14 protein-coding genes and 1 pseudogene are annotated in these 15,865 nt (G+C 72.8%); 9 read left to right on the top strand and 6 right to left on the bottom strand.

Annotated features, from left to right (window positions below):
* The 3 genes from ACE3Q3_RS18545 to ACE3Q3_RS18555 all read right to left on the bottom strand — a co-directional run.
* On the bottom strand, positions 1-937 hold a 937-nt coding region (locus ACE3Q3_RS18545; RefSeq protein WP_374448613.1), incomplete at its 3' end, for an SBBP repeat-containing protein.
* A 24-nt stretch (positions 938-961) separates the two neighbouring features.
* Positions 962-1,531: an SBBP repeat-containing protein gene (locus tag ACE3Q3_RS18550; protein WP_374448615.1), complete on the bottom strand. Its 570-nt coding sequence runs from the start codon at positions 1,529-1,531 to the stop codon at positions 962-964.
* Between the two features lie 334 nt (positions 1,532-1,865).
* On the bottom strand, positions 1,866-2,783 hold the full coding sequence (locus ACE3Q3_RS18555) for a DMT family transporter (RefSeq protein ID WP_374448618.1): 918 nt from the start codon (positions 2,781-2,783) through the stop codon (positions 1,866-1,868).
* Between the two features lie 143 nt (positions 2,784-2,926).
* On the opposite strand from ACE3Q3_RS18555, the gene ACE3Q3_RS18560 reads away from it, so the two are divergent.
* The 3 genes from ACE3Q3_RS18560 to aac(3)-IV all read left to right on the top strand — a co-directional run bounded on the left by ACE3Q3_RS18560 (position 2,927) and on the right by aac(3)-IV (position 7,762).
* A complete protein-coding gene (locus tag ACE3Q3_RS18560) occupies positions 2,927-4,603 on the top strand; it encodes a thiamine pyrophosphate-binding protein (RefSeq protein ID WP_374448620.1) in 1,677 nt (558 codons plus the stop codon).
* Between the two features lie 103 nt (positions 4,604-4,706).
* Entirely contained in the window at positions 4,707-6,923 is a 2,217-nt protein-coding gene (locus ACE3Q3_RS18565; RefSeq protein WP_374448621.1) for a calcium-binding protein, read from the top strand.
* Complete coding sequence (gene aac(3)-IV, locus ACE3Q3_RS18570) at positions 6,923-7,762, top strand: AAC(3)-IV family aminoglycoside N-acetyltransferase (RefSeq protein ID WP_374448623.1); 840 nt, start codon at positions 6,923-6,925, stop codon at positions 7,760-7,762. Before ACE3Q3_RS18565 ends, aac(3)-IV begins: the two co-directional genes overlap by 1 nt.
* A gap of 99 nt (positions 7,763-7,861) precedes the next feature.
* Here the strand turns inward: aac(3)-IV and ACE3Q3_RS18575 are convergent, their stop codons facing one another.
* Genes ACE3Q3_RS18575 through ACE3Q3_RS18585 form a run of 3 tightly spaced genes read right to left on the bottom strand, consistent with a single transcriptional unit; the run spans position 7,862 to position 9,728 of the window.
* Positions 7,862-8,143 (bottom strand): 2Fe-2S iron-sulfur cluster-binding protein, encoded by a 282-nt coding sequence (locus ACE3Q3_RS18575; RefSeq protein ID WP_374448625.1) that lies wholly within the window; start codon positions 8,141-8,143, stop codon positions 7,862-7,864.
* Entirely contained in the window at positions 8,140-9,534 is a 1,395-nt protein-coding gene (locus ACE3Q3_RS18580) for an amidase (RefSeq protein WP_374448628.1), read from the bottom strand. The genes ACE3Q3_RS18575 and ACE3Q3_RS18580 overlap by 4 nt, the downstream gene beginning before the upstream one ends.
* Positions 9,531-9,728, bottom strand: a complete 198-nt coding sequence (locus tag ACE3Q3_RS18585; protein WP_374448631.1) for a hypothetical protein — start codon at positions 9,726-9,728, stop codon at positions 9,531-9,533. The genes ACE3Q3_RS18580 and ACE3Q3_RS18585 overlap by 4 nt, the downstream gene beginning before the upstream one ends.
* A 137-nt stretch (positions 9,729-9,865) precedes the next feature.
* Here ACE3Q3_RS18585 and ACE3Q3_RS18590 point away from each other — a divergent pair, with 137 nt between their 5' ends.
* The 6 genes and pseudogenes from ACE3Q3_RS18590 to ACE3Q3_RS18615 all read left to right on the top strand — a co-directional run.
* Positions 9,866-12,115: a YdbH domain-containing protein gene (locus tag ACE3Q3_RS18590; RefSeq protein ID WP_374448633.1), complete on the top strand. Its 2,250-nt coding sequence runs from the start codon at positions 9,866-9,868 to the stop codon at positions 12,113-12,115.
* A 148-nt stretch (positions 12,116-12,263) separates the two neighbouring features.
* The gene (locus ACE3Q3_RS18595; protein ID WP_374448634.1) at positions 12,264-13,178 is read left to right on the top strand and encodes an AAA family ATPase; all 915 of its coding nucleotides are present in this window, start codon (positions 12,264-12,266) and stop codon (positions 13,176-13,178) included.
* Positions 13,179-13,183: 5 nt separating this feature from the next.
* Positions 13,184-14,425 (top strand): VWA domain-containing protein, encoded by a 1,242-nt coding sequence (locus tag ACE3Q3_RS18600; protein WP_374448637.1) that lies wholly within the window; start codon positions 13,184-13,186, stop codon positions 14,423-14,425.
* Entirely contained in the window at positions 14,422-14,739 is a 318-nt protein-coding gene (locus ACE3Q3_RS18605; protein WP_374448638.1) for an XdhC family protein, read from the top strand. The genes ACE3Q3_RS18600 and ACE3Q3_RS18605 overlap by 4 nt, the downstream gene beginning before the upstream one ends.
* A complete protein-coding gene (locus ACE3Q3_RS18610; protein ID WP_374448640.1) occupies positions 14,736-15,440 on the top strand; it encodes an XdhC family protein in 705 nt (234 codons plus the stop codon). Before ACE3Q3_RS18605 ends, ACE3Q3_RS18610 begins: the two co-directional genes overlap by 4 nt.
* Positions 15,441-15,459: 19 nt before the next feature.
* Positions 15,460-15,865: pseudogene (locus ACE3Q3_RS18615) on the top strand (4-diphosphocytidyl-2C-methyl-D-erythritol kinase); the annotation flags it as partial.

Here is a 15,865-nt window from a genome sequence, read left to right on the forward strand (position 1 = left end):
TGTCGGCGAAGAGTTCGACCGCGGCGCCGGCCTCGCCGGTGCCGGTGAAGGTCAGCGGGTCGGCATTGGTGACATTGTCGGTGCCGGAGGCGCCGCTGTCGCTGAGGGCATCCAGGTCCGGAGCGGAGACGGCGGGGGGCGCCGTGTCGGCGTCGCCGAGTTCCCCCGTCGGCGTATAGCTGAGGAGGAAATGCTTGAGATAGCCAGTCACCGTCTCCAGCAATGCCGTGCCCGGCCCGGGGTCGAAGTCGACCGTTCCCGAAAAATATCCCGTGACGTAGCTCTTGCCCGACCCGTCGACCGCGATACCTCGGCCAAGCTCGTCGGAATTGGAACTCCCCGAGTTGCGCACCCAGAGGAGGTTCCCGTCGGAATCGTACTTCGCGACGAAATGGTCCGTGTACGCAGCGACGAGCGGCGGCACGCTGCCGGCACCGTCGAAATCGACCGTCCCGCTGAAATATCCCGTGACGTAGCTGTTGCCGGACCCGTCGAGCGCGATGCCCTGGCCCGTCTCGCCGGAGGCGGAACTCCCGGGGTTGCGCACCCAGATCAAATTGCCGTCGGGATCGTACTTTGCGACGAAATAATCATTATTAACGGCGACCAGCGGCGGGGCGCTGCCTACGCCGTCGAAATCGACTGTCCCGTAGAAATCGCCCGTGACGTAGCTGTTCCCGGACCCGTCGACCGCGATGCCCAGGCCGTACTCATGGGAGGAGGAACTCCCGGGGTTACGCACCCAGAGGAGCGTCCCCTCGGTGTCGTACTTCGCAACGAAGACATCCTGGTCGACCGAAACCAGCGGCGGCGCGCCGCCGGCACCATCGAAATCAACGGTCCCGTTGAAAGACCCCGCGACGTAGCTGTTCCCGGACCCATCGACGGCGATGCCCTCGCCTTGCTCGTTGGCGCTGGAACTTCCGGCGTTGCGCACCCAGAGGAGCGTCCCGTCCGTGTCCTACTTCGCGACGAAGTGGTCGTAGCCTAACGCGACGACCGGCGGCGCGCTCCCGGCACCGTCGAAGTCGACCGTGCCGCTGAAGTATCCAGTGACGTGGCTGTTGCCGAACTCGTCGAGAGCGATACCTCGCCCTTGTTCGAATGCGCTGGAACTTCCCGGGCTACGCACCCAGAGGACCGACCCCTCGGCGTCGTATTTCAGGACGAAGTGATCGTGGATGACCGCGACAAGCGGGGGGGCGCTGCCGGCGCCGTCAAAATCGACCGTCCCCGCAAAATATCCCGTGACATAGCTGTTCCCGGACCCGTCAACCGCGATGCCATTGCCAGCGTCGTTGGAGGAGGAACTTCCTGGGTTACGCACCCAGAGGAGGTTCCCATCGGCGTCGTACTTAACGACAAAGAAATCCTCGCCCACCACGACCAGCGGCGCCGCGCTGCCAGCGCCATCGAAATCGACCGTCCCGCTGAAATAACCGGTGACGTAAGTGTTCCGGGACGCGTCGATGGAGACGTCATACCCGCGTGATACTCCGGAGCCCTGCCCTCCGATCGCGCCAAATGCCATGACCCAATCCCCCAGTCACCGCCGCCGTACGTCGCCGCCACCCCCGTATTCCCGATCCATGAGGACTGTAATCCACGTTTGTTCTTCGAGTCCCACGCAATTTTAGGTTTCGTCCGGACCCGTCTTTCCTTCGTATCCCTGGAGCGACGGTCGATCGGCCGGGCCCGCGCGCGGCGCAGCCGCCCCCCTTCGGCGGCGACGGCTCGGCCCTGCGAACGAGTCCCGCCATCCGGGGGAGGTCGGGGAGCGGCCATCCCGGCCATTGGCCCCGTCGCCGCCGGCGGGCGGGGCGCCGCTGGCCGCCGTCCCCGGCTCCTCTGGCGGCGGCCGGCCGTCAGCTTCCCGTCGGGCGCAGCGGCACCGGCCGGTCGAGGCGGGCGCGGCGGAACGACCAGCCGAGCATCGCCGCGAAGATGATGCCGCCGCCCGTCGCCGACAGCGGCGTCGGCAGTTCGCCCGTCACCGTCCAGGCCCAGGTCGGCGCCAGCACGAACTCGACCATCGCCACCAGCGAGATCTCCGCCGCCGGCAGCCCGCGCGAGCCGATCAGCATCAGCGTCATGCCCGCGGTCTGGGCGAAGGCGCCCCAGGCGAGGCAGAGCAGGATGTCGTGGAGCGGCGCCGCCAGGATGCCGTCGCCGATCAGGGCCGCCAGCACGACCCCGGTCAGGGCGCCCAGGATGACCGTCGGCCGCATGTCGCCGCCGCGGCCGCGCCGCAGATAGGTGATGAAGATCGCGAAGGTGGCGGCATTGCCGAGCGCGGCGAGGTTGCCCCACAGCGAGCCGCCGGCCAGCCCGTCGACCGTCATCAGGCCGATCCCGGCCATGGTGGCGGCGATCGCGGCCGCCGTCGCCCAGCCGACCCGCTCGCCGAGGAAGGCCCAGCCGAGGAGCGCGGCGAAGAGCGGCGTCGCGCTCAGCATCATCATCGTGTTGGCGACGGTGGTGTGGGTCAGCGAGTAGATGAAGAGGATCACCCCGACGCCCTGGGTGGGGGCGGCGACGAGAGCGATCGGCAGCCCCTGCCGGAAGACCGCGGCGGCGCGGCGCCGATGCTGCCACAGGAACATCGCCGACACGGCGAGCGCGAGGCCGCTCGCCCGCCAGAAGACGATCTGCCAGGTGCCGGCCGCCTCCAGGTTGCGGACGAAGAAGCCGTTGAGGCTGAAGGCGACGGCGGCCAGCGCCACGGCGGCAATCGCGAACGCGCGCGTTCTCGGTACCGGTGCGCCGAGGGCGGCATCGGTCATGGCTACTCCGGCAAGGCTGGACCGGCGGCTGGTGGGGCCAGGCGCGAGATGCGCGGAACGCCGGTCGGGACGGGGACAGATATAGCCCGCTTCGCGCTATGCTTCACCCGGCAACCGACGACAACGCCCGCGGAGGAGACGAGATGCCCAGCATGACCGGCAAGCGCGCCTTCCTGGAACTCCTGAAGCAGGAGGGCGTCGACGTCCTCTTCGGCAACCCGGGGACGACCGAACTGCCGCTGATGGACGCGCTCGCGGTCGACACCGACATCCGCTACGTCCTCGGCCTCCACGAGGGGGTGGTGATGGGCATGGCCGACGGCTATGCCCAGGCGTCCGGCAAGCTCGCCGTCGTCAACCTCCACGTCGCCCCCGGCCTCGGCAACGCCATGGGCATGCTCTACGACGCCCAGAAGGCGGCGGCGCCCATCCTGGTGACCGCCGGCCAGCACGAACAGAGCTTCAACGTCACCGAGCCGATCCTGTGGGCCGACCTGCCGACGATGGCGCGGCCGCTGGTCAAGTGGTCGACCGAGGTCCATCGCCTGGCCGACCTGCCGCGCATCGTCCACCGCGCCGCCAAGACCGCCCTGGCGCCGCCGACGGGCCCGGTCTTCCTGTCGCTGCCGGGCGACATCCTGAACGACGAGGCCGAGATCGACCTCCTCGCCGCCACCCGCGTCGCCCCGCGCATCCGCGCCGACCGCGCGGCGGTCGAGGCGGCGGCCGACCTCCTGGTGCAGGCCGAGCGGCCGGTGCTGGTGGCGGGCGACGCCGTCGCCCAGAGCCGCGCCCACGACGAACTGGCGGCGCTGGCCGACCTTCTTGGCGCGCCGGTCTATCTCGAGGGCGTGTCGAACACCGCCTCCTTCCCGACCGACCATCCGCTCTACCGCGGCGCCATGGGGCGGCTGTCGCCGGGGCTGCGCCAGCTCCTCGGGCAGTTCGACACCATGTTCTCGGTCGGCGGCGACCTCTTCACCCTGTCGCTGCCGTCGGACGTCGAGCCGATCCCGGAGGGGCTCGTCACCATCCATCTCGACCTCGACCCGTGGGAGCTCGGCAAGAACTACCCGGCCCGGGTGGCGATGCTGGGCGACCCGAAGGCGACCCTGCCCGAGATCACGGACGCGGTGCGCCGCCGCCTCGACGACGGCCGCCGCACGGCGATGGCGCGGCGCGGCGCCGACATGCGGGCGCGGATCGCCGGCGAGCGCGAGGCCCTGGCCGCCAAGGCACGCGCCGAGGCCGGCAAGTCCCCGGTGCAGGCGGCCGCCCTGCTGGAGGCGGTCGGCCGCGCCCTGCCGCCCGACGCCGTGGTCATCGAGGAAGCCCTGTCGTCCGCCGGCGGCATCCGCAACCTGATCCCGAGCCGCGACCCGCAGAGCTTCTTCGGCCTGCGCGGCGGCGGCATCGGCTGGGGCCTGCCGGCCGCCGTCGGCGTCAAGGTGGCGCTCCCCGACCGGCCGGTGGTGGCGATCGTCGGCGACGGCAGCGCCATGTACAGTTGCCAGGCACTGTGGACCGCCGCGCGCTACCGGCTCGGGGTCGTCTTCGTCATCCTCAACAACTCCTCCTACCGCATCCTGAAGCAGCGGGTGAACGCGCTGCGCGGCCATGCCGCCCAGACCGGCACCTATGTCGGCATGGACCTGGAAGACCCGGCGATCGAGTTCCAGTCGCTCGCCCGCGCCATGGGCGTCGCCTCGACCCACGCCCGCACGGTCGCCGACGCCGTCGACCAGATCCGCGCCGGCATCGCCGGCGGCCAGCCGACCCTGGTCGAGGTGACGCTCGATCGCGGGCTGGGGATCGGCTAGCCGCGCCGCGCATACGCCATGGCCCGCACCCGCCCGACGCGATAGCGTGTCGCGCGACGGTGCGGGCCACAGCCGCAATGCCGTCGGGAGAGCGGGGGGCGTGATGGCGAACGGCACCGACGGCAACGACTTCCTTTCCGGTACGGCGGGGAACGACACCCATTTCGCCTTTTCCGGCCTCGACACCGTCTTCGCGCTGGCCGGCGACGACCTCGTCGACCTCGGCGGCGGCGACGACCTCGCCTATGGCGGCGACGGCGTCGATCTCGTCCTCGGGGCGGGCGGCGACGACCGCATCCTGGGCGAGTCCGGCGACGACCTGCTGTTCGGCGGCACCAACCTGTCGAACGACGGCAGCAACGACGATTCGATCTGGGGCGGCGACGGCAACGACCTGATCCTCGGCGGCGACGGCGACGACCTCGTGCTGGGCGAGGCCGGCGACGACGCCATCAACGGCAACACCGGCAGCGACACGGTCTCGGGCGGCCCCGGCGCCGACTTTGTGCGCGGTGGCCAGGGCGACGACACGGTCTATGGCGACGACGGCAGCGACTGGCACGTCAACGGCAACATCGGCAATGACCTCGTCTATGGCGGCATCGGCGACGACACCCTGTTCGGCGGCCAGGGCGACGACCGGGTGCTGGGCGAGGCGGGCGACGACTGGATCGACGGCAACATCGGCAACGACACCGTCTTCGGCGGCATCGGCAGCGACATGCTGGAAGGCAATGCCGGCGACGACTTCCTCATCGGCGGCAGCGGCAACGGCAGCGACAGCCTGTCCGGCGGCAGCGGCAACGACACCATGGTGACCGGTGCGCCGGACGGCTTTCCTCTCGAGGCAATCTTCGATTTCACGAATTTCTCGCGCCCCGGAACCGGCCCGGCGACCCTGAGCGGCGGCGCAGGGGCGGACTGGCTGCTGTCCGGCGCCGGCGCCGACCAGGTCGACGGCGGCGAGGGCAACGACATCATCGGCGCCGGGGCCGGGAACGACCTCGCCCTCGGCGGCGACGAGGCGGATCTCATTCTGGGCGAGGCCGGCGCCGACACGCTGCGCGGCGGCGGGGGCAATGATATCGTGGCCGGCGGCGAGGGCAACGATCGCCTGTTCGGCGAGGACGGCGACGACCTGCTCAGCGGCGACGATGGCGACGACACCATCGACGGTGGCGATGGTGCGGATACCCTGGTCGGCGGCAACGGGAACGATCTGGTCGAAGGCGGCCTCGGCGCCGACACGATTGCCGGCGTGGCCGGTGCCGACACGATCACGGGCGGCGACGGCGATGACAGCATCATCGGCGGTACCGGCGCCAACTGGATCTCGGGCGGGGCCGGCAACGACTGGCTGTTCACCGGCCACGCGGACGACACCGGGTCCAAGGGACCGATCGACGTCGAGACCCTCGACCGTACCTCCGTCATCGATCCCGGCATGGTCCAGGGCGGCGACGGGGCCGACACGATCCTCGGCGGCGGCGGTGGGGATACGCTCGACGGTGGCGATGGCGACGACATCATCGGAGCCGGCGGCGGCGGCGACCGGGTCATCGGTGGGGCGGGGAACGACCTGCTGTCCGGCGAGAGCGGCAGCGACACGATCCAGGGCGGTGCCGGCTTCGACCTCGTGTTCGGGGGGGACAGCGACGACCTGCTGTTCGGCGAAGACGACGGCGACGACATGCGCGGCGATTCCGGGGGCGACACGATCGACGGCGGCGACGGCAGCGACATCGCGGACGGTGGCAGCGGCAACGACTTCCTCGGCGGTGGCAACGGCGCCGACACTCTCCTCGGCCAGGACGGCCTGGACTCGCTTGCCGGCGGCAATGGCAACGACCTGCTCGACGGCGGCGGCGGCCTGGACTTCATCGCCGGCGGCGACGGCGACGACTTCGCCAGCGGCGGCGCGGACGGCGACCTGCTGCTCGGCGACTCCGGGGACGACACGCTGGTCGGCGACGCCGGCGCCGACACGATGCTGGGCGGCAACGGCGCCGACCATCTCTTCGGCGGCACGCAGAACGACACCCTGACCGGCGGCGACGGCCCCGACGTCTTCTATTTCGGGAACGCCAGCGGCGCCGACCTCGTGACCGACTTCGACGCGGCGCTGGAGCAGATCATCGTCCAGATGGGCGTCAACGGCACCGGCCTCGACACTCCGGCCGAACTGCTGGCCCAGGCGACGGAGGTCGCCGGAAGCACCGTCATCGATCTCGGCGGCGGCAACTCCGTCACGCTGCTGGGAACCCCGCTCGCCGCGCTCTCGGCGACCAACTTCATCGCGCTCGAGATGACGATCATCTGATGCGCGTCGCCGCGATCGCCGCCCAGCTCCGGGTGCTCGGCGTCGCGGCCGGCGGCGTGCTGCTGGTGCATTCGAGCTTCCGGGCCGTACGGCCGGTCGATGGCGGGCCGGAGGGGCTGGTCGACGCGCTGCTGGCAGCGATCGGACCGGGCGGCACGCTGGTCATGCCGTCCTGGACGGGGGACGACGCGACCCCGTTCGATCCGGCGGCGACGCCCGCCGCCTCCGACCTCGGCATCGTGGCCGAGCATTTCCGCCGCCGGCCCGGCGCGCTGCGCAGTTCCCATCCCTTCGCCTTCGCCGCGTTCGGCCCGCAGGCGGCGGCGATCGTCGACGGTCCCCTGCCCCTGCCGCCGCACGCGCCCGGCAGCCCGGTCGACCGCGTCCACGATCGGGACGGGCAGGTGCTGCTGCTCGGCGTCGGGCACGATGCGGACACGACGCTGCATCTCGCCGAGGTGCTGGCGGGCGTCCCCTACCGCGTGCCGCACCACGTCACGATCCTGCGCGACGGCCGGCCGGTCCGCATCGAGTACGGCGAGAACGACCATTGCTGCGAACGCTTCGCGCTGGCCGACGGCTGGCTGCGTGCCGCGGGCCGACAGCGCGAGGGCCCGGTCGGCCGGGCCCATGCCCGCCTCGCCCGGTCCCGCGACATCGTCGCACTCGTCCGCCAGCACCTCGTCGCCGACCCGCTGTTCTTCCTGCATTCGCCGGATGCCGGCTGCGCGGAGTGCGATGCGGCCCGGCGGAGCCTGCCCGCTCATACCAAGTCCGAAGCTCAATGCCACATGGTGCCGGCCAGCGTCCGTTGCGTCCCTCGACGTCGCTCGGGATGAGAAAATTCAATCAGAACAATAACGTCCCTCACCCTGAGCGAAGTCGAGGGACGCAACGGCAGCGATGACGGCGTCGTTCCGCATCCACCGGACTTGGTATCAGTCGTCGTAGTCGAGTTCGACCACCGGCGTCGCCGGCGCCGACTGGCAGGCGAGGATGTAGCCATCCTCGCGGTCGGCCGCCGACAGGGCCCAGCACTGGTCGGTGACGTTGACCCCGCCCGCGACGAGCCGGACCCGGCAGGTGCCGCAGGTGCCGCTGCAGCAACTGGCCGGCAGGTAGATGCGGACCGCGCGGCCGGAATCGACCAGCGACTCGTCCGGCCGGCCGGGGAAGCTGGTCCATTCCCCGCCGCGCCGGACCCGGATCTCGGCCGTCACGGCTCCGGCCGCCGGTCGCGCCAGGGCGTCGCCCGCTCGAAGGCGTCGCCGACGCGCAAGACCGTCGCCTCGTCGAAGCGGCGGCCGATCACCTGCATGGCGAGCGGCAGCCCGGAGGCGGAGAAGCCGTTGCAGACCGAGAGCGCCGGCAGGCCCGAGACGTTGCCCGGCGACATCAGCGACGGGCGGCGGAAGAACTGGAACGGCGGCACATTGTCGATCCGCGGCGCCGCCGACCAGGCACCGGCCGTGACCAGCACGTCGCAGCGCGCCAGCGCCCGCTCCATCTCGGCCGCCAGCTTGCGGCGCAGGCGGCTCGCCTGGATGTAGTCGGCGGCCGAGAGCATGCCGCCCAGCACCAGGCGCTCGCGCAGGATCCAGCCGAACTTCTCCGGCCGGGTGCGCAGTTCCGCCTCGTGGACGGCAAACCCCTCGCCCAGCATCAGGATGTTGCCGCAGGCGCTGTAGTCCTGGGCCGGCGACAGGGTGACGTCCTCGACCTCGGCCCCCAGCCCGCGCAGCACCGCGAAGCCGGCATCCATGGCCGCCCGCGTCTCGTCGTCGGCGCGGTCGTCGGTCTCGTAGAAATGGCGGACGACGCCGATGCGCAGGCCCCGCACGTCGCCCGTCAGCGCCGCCGCGTAGTCCGGCACCGGGCGGTCGGCCGAGCCCGGGTCGTCCGGGTCGTGGCCGGCGATCGCCTGGAGCATCAGGGCGCAGTCGCGCGACGTCCAGCACATCGGCCCGACATGGTCGAGGCTGAAGGCGAGCGGATAGACGCCGCGCCGCGAGACGAGCCCGTAGGTCGGCTTGAGGCCGGCGATGCCGCAGAAGGCGGCCGGCATGCGGATCGAGCCGGCGGTGTCGCTGCCGAGCGCGCCGAGGCAGAGGCCGGCGGCGACCGCCGCCCCCGATCCGGAGGACGAGCCGGCGGTGAAATGCTCGCGGTTCCACGGGTTGCGGGCCGGCGGGAAGGGCAGCGTCCAGTCGGGGCCGCCGAAGGCGAACTCGTGGGTCGCGAGCTTGCCCATCGGGATCGCGCCCGCCGCCTTGAGCCGGGCGACCACGACCGCGTCCTCCGCCGGCACGTCGTCGGCCAGGATGTGCGAATGGCAGGTGGTGCGCACGCCCGCCGTCCGGATGATGTCCTTGATCCCGACCGGGATGCCGTGCAGCGGCCCGCGGCGGCGGCCGGCCGCGATCTCGCCCGTGGCGCGGCGGGCCTCGGCGAGCGCGGTCTCGACGGTCGGCAGGACGTAGCTGTCGAGCTTCGCGTCGACGGCGGCGATGCGGTCGGCCACCGCCTGGACCAGATCGACCGGCGACAGCGTGCCGGCGGCGATCCGCCGCGACGCCTCGTCGATGGTGAGGAAATAGAGCGGCGCCGTCATCGCCTTCCCTCCGGCGGAAAGACCATGGCCGGCTCGTCGTCATAGGCGACGGCGCGGCGGACGCGGTCGGCCTGCGCCAGCATTCCGCCATAGGCGTCGAAGAGCGCCGCGATGCGCTCGGGCGCGCAGGGGATGCCGTCCCGCTCGATGCGGGCGCGGAACTCGTCGAGGGTCATGGGCGTAGGCTGGGGCACGGGCAGAGGTCTCCTGCTGGGCGGGGGGTGCGATGGTCCCCGTCTTGCACTAGCATCGGGCAGGCGGGGCCGGCGGTCGCCGGGCCCGGACGATGGAGGCGTGGGACAGTGTCGGTCGCATGCGCCGACGGGATCAAGTGTCGCCGGACGCCCAAAGGCCGGCCCGGCTGACCGGCCGCGCCCGGGTGCGCCGCTGGACGGCGGCGGCGGCGGGCCTCGCCGTCCTCGCCGCGGCCTGGCTGGCGGCGCCCTGGATCGTCGAGCGCGTCGTCGCGGCCCGGCTGGCGACGCTGGGCTTTCCCGGCGCGCGGCTCGACGTCCGCCATGTCGGCCCGTTCGAGACCCGCATCGAGGGCCTGCATCTCGACACCCTCGCCGCCGCGCGCGTCACCGTCCGCTACACCCCCTTGGCGGCCCTCTCCGGCGACCTCTACGCCGTGCTCCTGGACGGGGTGACGATCCGCGGCGGCGCCCGCGAGACGGCGGTCTCGCTCGCCCGCGCCGAGGAGGCGCTGCGCACCGCGAGCGGCCTGCGCATCGCCCATATCGAGTTCGGCGAGGCGGCTGCCGTGATCCGCGCGCCCGGCGGCGACTGGAACGCGACCCTGCGCGGCGCGCTCGTCCAGACCGGGTCGGGCGCGCTGCAGGGCGCGGTCTCGGTGGTGGCGACCAGCGTCGCCGGCGCCTTCGGCGGCGAGGTGCGGCTGGCGCCGGACGGCGACGGCCGCACCGCCCTCCGCTTCGCCCTGCGCGAGGCAGTACTGCGCCTGCCCGGCCTGACGCTCGAGGGCGTCTCGGGCGAGATCGCGGCCGGGCGCAGCGGCGGCGCGGTGCCACGGCTGGAACTGGACCTCCAGGGCGGCGGGCGCTCGCCGGGCGGTGCCGGCCTCGAACGCGCCCGCCTGCGCCTCGAAGCGGACGGCGCCCAGGTCACGGCCTCGCTCGCCGGCATCGATCTCGAAGGGCGCCGCTTCACCGTCGAGGGCGCGGCCGACATCGTCCGCGAGGCCGACGCCTTGGCGCTCCGCCTCTCGCGCCCGGGCAGCGTCGCCTTCCTCGACCGGCCGGTCCGCGGCGCCCAGCCGCTGGCCCTCGACGCCCGCATCGAGCCCGACCCGGTGCCGGTGCTGCGCGTGGTCGAGGCGGCGGACGGCATCCGCCTCGTCCATGCCCTGCGGCTGGCCCTGCGTCCGGCCGCGGTCGCCTCCCCCGCCGGGCCGATCCGGCTCGACGCCGGCACGCTCGCCCTCGACGGCACGATCGCGCCCGCCGGCGCCCGCGGCCGGGCGGAATTCCGGACGCCGGCGCTGGTGGCCGCCGCCGGCGGCGTGCGCGCCGAGCAGGTCCGGCTCGACCTCCACTGGGAGGAAGGGCCGCTGCGCTTCGAGCTGGCGGCCGACCGGCTGCGCTCGACCGCCGACCCGCCCTGGTTCGGGCCCCTGCCGCTGCGCCTCGCCGGCGACGGCCCGGCCGGCGCCGTTCGCTTCCGCGGCACGCTCGGCGGTGACGGCGATCCCGGCACGGTCGAGATCGAGGGCGAGGCGAGCGGGCCCGCCGCCGGCCGCCTCGCCTATCGCCTGCCGGCCGTCGACCTCGCTCCGCCGGGGGCGCTCGCTGCCCTCTCGCCGGCGATCGCCCGGGTCGCCACCCGACCCGCCGGCCGCGTCGCGGCGCGCGGCGACCTCGCCTGGACCGCCGCCGGAATCGAGGGCCGCTGCCGCGTCCTGCTGCGCGACTACGCGGCGACCTTCCCCTTCGGCCGGGTCGAGCGGGTGAACGGCGTCGTCGTCCTCGACGGTCTGGCGCCGCTCTCGACCGCCGGGCCGCAGACGCTCTCGGTCGGGCTGGTCGATGTCGGGCTGCCGCTCACCGACGGCATGGTGTCGTTCCGGCTCGATTCCGGCCGGCCGGAGCTGACCGCCGCGCGCTTCGAGATGGCGGGCGGCCTCGTCACCCTCGGCCGGGCCACCCTGTCGCCCGCCTTCGACGGCGCCATGCTGCAGCTGGAGGCGGCCGGCCTCGACCTCGGCCAGGTCGCCGGTGCCGGCGGCGGCCGCTACTCCGGCCGGCTGCCGGTCGAGATCGGCCCGGGCGGCGTCGCCATCCGCGACGCCCGCCTCGCCAACACCGCGGCCGCGCGCGACCCGGCCGCGCCCGCCTTCCGCCGCGACGGCGGCGGCGAGGATGCCGGCCCCCGCGACCTCCGCTTCTCCGTCGAGCGCCCGGCCGGCGGCCGCCCCAGCGCCCGCGTCACCGCCGACGGCAACCCGTTCGCTCTGCCGGGCGACCTCGGCGAGCACATCGACCGCTGGGTCCGCCCCCGCCTCGACCGCCACCGCGTGCCGGCGGCGACCCAGGAAGCGATGCGGGACTTCACGGAACCCTGATCCGGAGGCTCCGGTGCCGCGTCGCGATGCCGCGTCCTCGGGCCGCGTTGCAACCGCTCCCCCCAGACACTAGCTTTCAGGCTGATCCTCCCGACCGTCCGGACGTCGTGCCGTCCCTGGCGGCCGCGCTCGAAAGGTCCTGCCCCCGATGCCGCTTCCCGCCTCCGTGGACGAGACGCTGGCGCTGCTCGGCCGCGCGAACTACGTCGCCGACCGCAGCCTCGCCACCGCCGTCTATCTCGCGCTTTCGCTCGGACGCCCGCTCTTCCTGGAGGGCGAGGCCGGGGTCGGCAAGACCGAGATCGCCAAGGTCCTGGCCCAGACGCTCGGGCGCAAGCTGATCCGCCTGCAATGCTACGAGGGGCTCGACGTCGCCTCGGCGGTCTACGAGTGGAACTATGCCCGGCAGATGATCGAGATCCGCCTCGGCGAGGCCGCGGGGTCGGCGCGCGAGACGATGGAGGACGAGATCTTCTCCGACCGGTTCCTCATCCGCCGCCCGCTGCTGCAGGCGCTGGAGCCGGACACCGCCGGGCCGCCGGTGCTGCTGATCGACGAGCTCGACCGCACCGACGAGCCGTTCGAGGCCTACCTGCTCGAGGTCCTCTCCGACTACCAGGTGACGATCCCGGAGATCGGCACCGTCAAGGCCGCGGCGCCGCCGATCGTCATCGTCACCTCCAACCGCACGCGCGAGATCCACGACGCCCTCAAGCGGCGCTGCTTCTACTACTGGGTCGACTATCCGTCGGCCAAGCGCGAGCTGGAGATCCTGAAGGTGCGCTGTCCCGGCGCCGGCGAGGCCTTGTCGAAGCAGGTCGTCGGCTTCGTCCAGGAGCTGCGCAAGATGGACCTCTTCAAGCAGCCCGGCGTGGCCGAGACCATCGACTGGACGCATGCGCTGATGCAGCTCGATTCCTTCGAGCTCGACCGCGACACCGTCAACGACACGCTGGGCACGCTGCTCAAGTACCAGGACGACATCGCCCGCGTGCAGGGCAGCGAGGCCAACCGCATCCTCAACCAGGTGAAGGCCGAAATGGCGGCGACGGGCACGGCCTGACGGCGATGGACGCCCCCCGCCGGCCGCCGAATCGCGAGGATTTCGGCGGCAGCCTCGTCCCCAACCTGATGCATTTCGCCCGGGCCCTGCGGGCGGCGGGCCTGCCGATCGGCCCCGGCAAGGTCATCGACGCGGTGCGCGCGGTCGAGGCGGTCGGCATCACCGACCGCCGGGACTTCTACTGGACGCTCCATTCCGTGTTCGTGAACCGGCAGGAGCATCGCGAGCTCTTCGACCAGGCGTTCCACGTCTTCTGGCGCAATCCCGAGCTGCTCGAGAAGATGATGGGCCTGCTGCTGCCCAACGTCGGCCGCAAGGACGAGGAGCAGGAGCCGCTGTCGCGCCGCGTCGCCGAGGCGCTGCACGGCAAGGACGGGCCGAGCCGCACCCGCGAGCGCCAGGAAGAAGAGCTGGAGATCGACGCCACCCTCACCTGGTCGGATCGCGAGCTGATCCAGACCATGGATTTCGAGGCGATGTCGGCGGACGAGGTCGCCCAGGCGAAGGCGATCATCGGCCGCATGCGGCTGCCGATCATGGACGTGCCGATCCGCCGCTTCCGGCCGGACCCGCGCGGCGCCCGCGCCGACCTGCGCGCGACGCTGCGGGCGGCGATGCGGTCGGGTGGCGGCACCATCCCGCTGCGCCGCAAGGAGCGGCGGCGGCGGCACCCGCCGCTGGTCGTGCTGTGCGACATCTCGGGTTCGATGGCGCGCTATTCGCGGATGCTGCTGCATTTCCTGCACGCGCTGACCAACGACCGCGACCGGGTCCACACCTTCCTCTTCGGCACCCGCCTCAGCAACGTCACCCGCCACCTGCGCCACCGCGACATCGACCTCGCGCTGGGCGCGATCGCCGAGAAGGTCGACGACTGGTCGGGCGGCACCCGGATCGGCCGGGCGCTGCACCTCTTCAACCGCGACTGGTCGCGCCGCGTGCTCGGCCAGGGGGCGGTCGTGCTGCTCATCACCGACGGGCTCGACCGCGACGCGGCCGACGGGCTCGCGGTCGAGATGGAGCGGCTGCACAAGTCCTGCCGGCGCCTCGTCTGGCTGAACCCGCTGTTGCGCTACGACGCCTTCCAGCCCAAATCTCAGGGGATGCGGGCGATGATGCCGCATGTCGACGAGTTCCGCCCGATCCACAACCTGGAGAGCCTCGGTGCGCTGGCGGCCGCCCTCGGCCGCCCGGCGCCGGTGAACGCCGCCGAGATCAACCGCTGGAAGGAGGCAGCCCGCCAATGAGCGAACCGGACATCCTGGACCAGGCGCACGACTGGCGCGCCGCCGGCCGCGGCGTCGCGCTGGCGACCGTCGTCGTCACCTGGGGCTCCTCGCCCCGCCCCGTCGGCAGCCAGCTCGCGGTCGACGATGCCGGCGCCTTCGTCGGCTCGGTCTCGGGCGGCTGCATCGAGGGCGCGGTCGTGCGCGAGGCGCTCGACTGCATCGAGGACGGCAAGCCCCGCCTCCTCGATTTCGGCATCACCAACGAGCAGGCGTGGGACGTCGGGCTCGCCTGCGGCGGCAAGGTGCAGGTCTTCGTCGAGCGCGTCGAATGAGGCGCGCCACGCTGGAGGCGCTGCGCGCCCGCCGCGCCGCCAAGGCCCCGGTGGCGCTGGCGACCGACCTCGCGACCGGCGCCCAGGCGCTGGTCGGCTTCGAGGAGGCCGAAGGCGCGCTGGAGCTCGACGCCGCCACGCTGGAGGCCGTGCGCCAGGCGCTGCGCGACGATCGCGGCCGCACCATCCAGACCGCCGGCGGCGCCGTCTTCGTCAACGTCTACAACCCGCCGCGGCGGCTGGTCGTCGTCGGCGCCGTCCACATCGCCCAGCCGCTGGTGCCGATGGCGGCGATCGCCGGCTACCAGGTCGTCGTCATCGACCCGCGCCACGGCTTCGCGACCGACGCCCGCTTCCCCGAGGTGATGCTCGACACCGACTGGCCGGACGAAGCGATGGAGCGGGTGAAGCCCGACGTGCGCACGGCCGTCGTCACCCTCACCCACGACCCCAAGCTCGACGACCCGGCGCTCGCCGTCGCGCTCCGCTCGCCCGCCTTCTACATCGGCGCGCTCGGCAGCCGGAAGACGCATGCCGCCCGGGTGGCGCGGCTCCGGGAACTGGGCTTCGGCGACAACGAGATCGGCCGCATCGACGCCCCCGTCGGCCTCGACATCGGCGCCGTCTCGCCGGCCGAGATCGCGATCTCCATTCTGGGCAAGATCACCCAGACGCTGCACGCCGCGCCGGCGGCGAACTGAGGCGGGAGGACCGGGAGCGATGCGGTTCGGACCGGTGCCGGTGGCGGAGGCGGAGGGCGCCATCCTGGCGCACAGCCGCAGGGCCGGCGCGCGAACGCTGAAGAAGGGCCGCGTGCTGTCGGCGACCGATACGGCCGACCTCGCCCAGGCCGGCATCGCCGAGGTCGTCGCCGCCCGCCTCGATCCCGACGACGTGCCGGAGGACGAGGCGGCGCGCCGCATCGCCGGCCACGTCGCCGGCCCCGGCCTGTCGGCGAGCGCGCCCTTCACCGGCCGGGTCAACCTCTTCGCCGAGGCGCCGGGCCTGACCCAGGTCGACGTCGCCCGCCTCGACGCCGCCAACCTCGTCGACGAGGCGATCACCGTCGCCACCCTGCCGCCCTTCACCCCGGTCGAGGCGGGGCAGATGGTGGCGACCATCAAGA

Origin of the sequence: Allostella sp. (assembly GCF_041913585.1) — a bacterium.
Taxonomy (GTDB): Bacteria; Pseudomonadota; Alphaproteobacteria; order ATCC43930; family Allostellaceae; genus Allostella.

Excerpts from the sequence above, each read along its gene's own strand:
- ACE3Q3_RS18550 (WP_374448615.1), bottom strand. The coding sequence starts at position 1,531 with ATGGCATTTGGCGCGATCGGAGGGCAGGGCTCCGGAGTATCACGCGGG.
- ACE3Q3_RS18555 (WP_374448618.1), bottom strand. The coding sequence starts at position 2,783 with ATGACCGATGCCGCCCTCGGCGCACCGGTACCGAGAACGCGCGCGTTC.
- ACE3Q3_RS18560 (WP_374448620.1), top strand. The coding sequence starts at position 2,927 with ATGCCCAGCATGACCGGCAAGCGCGCCTTCCTGGAACTCCTGAAGCAG.
- ACE3Q3_RS18565 (WP_374448621.1), top strand. The coding sequence starts at position 4,707 with ATGGCGAACGGCACCGACGGCAACGACTTCCTTTCCGGTACGGCGGGG.
- ACE3Q3_RS18580 (WP_374448628.1), bottom strand. The coding sequence starts at position 9,534 with ATGACGGCGCCGCTCTATTTCCTCACCATCGACGAGGCGTCGCGGCGG.
- ACE3Q3_RS18595 (WP_374448634.1), top strand. The coding sequence starts at position 12,264 with ATGCCGCTTCCCGCCTCCGTGGACGAGACGCTGGCGCTGCTCGGCCGC.
- ACE3Q3_RS18600 (WP_374448637.1), top strand. The coding sequence starts at position 13,184 with ATGGACGCCCCCCGCCGGCCGCCGAATCGCGAGGATTTCGGCGGCAGC.
- ACE3Q3_RS18605 (WP_374448638.1), top strand. The coding sequence starts at position 14,422 with ATGAGCGAACCGGACATCCTGGACCAGGCGCACGACTGGCGCGCCGCC.
- ACE3Q3_RS18610 (WP_374448640.1), top strand. The coding sequence starts at position 14,736 with ATGAGGCGCGCCACGCTGGAGGCGCTGCGCGCCCGCCGCGCCGCCAAG.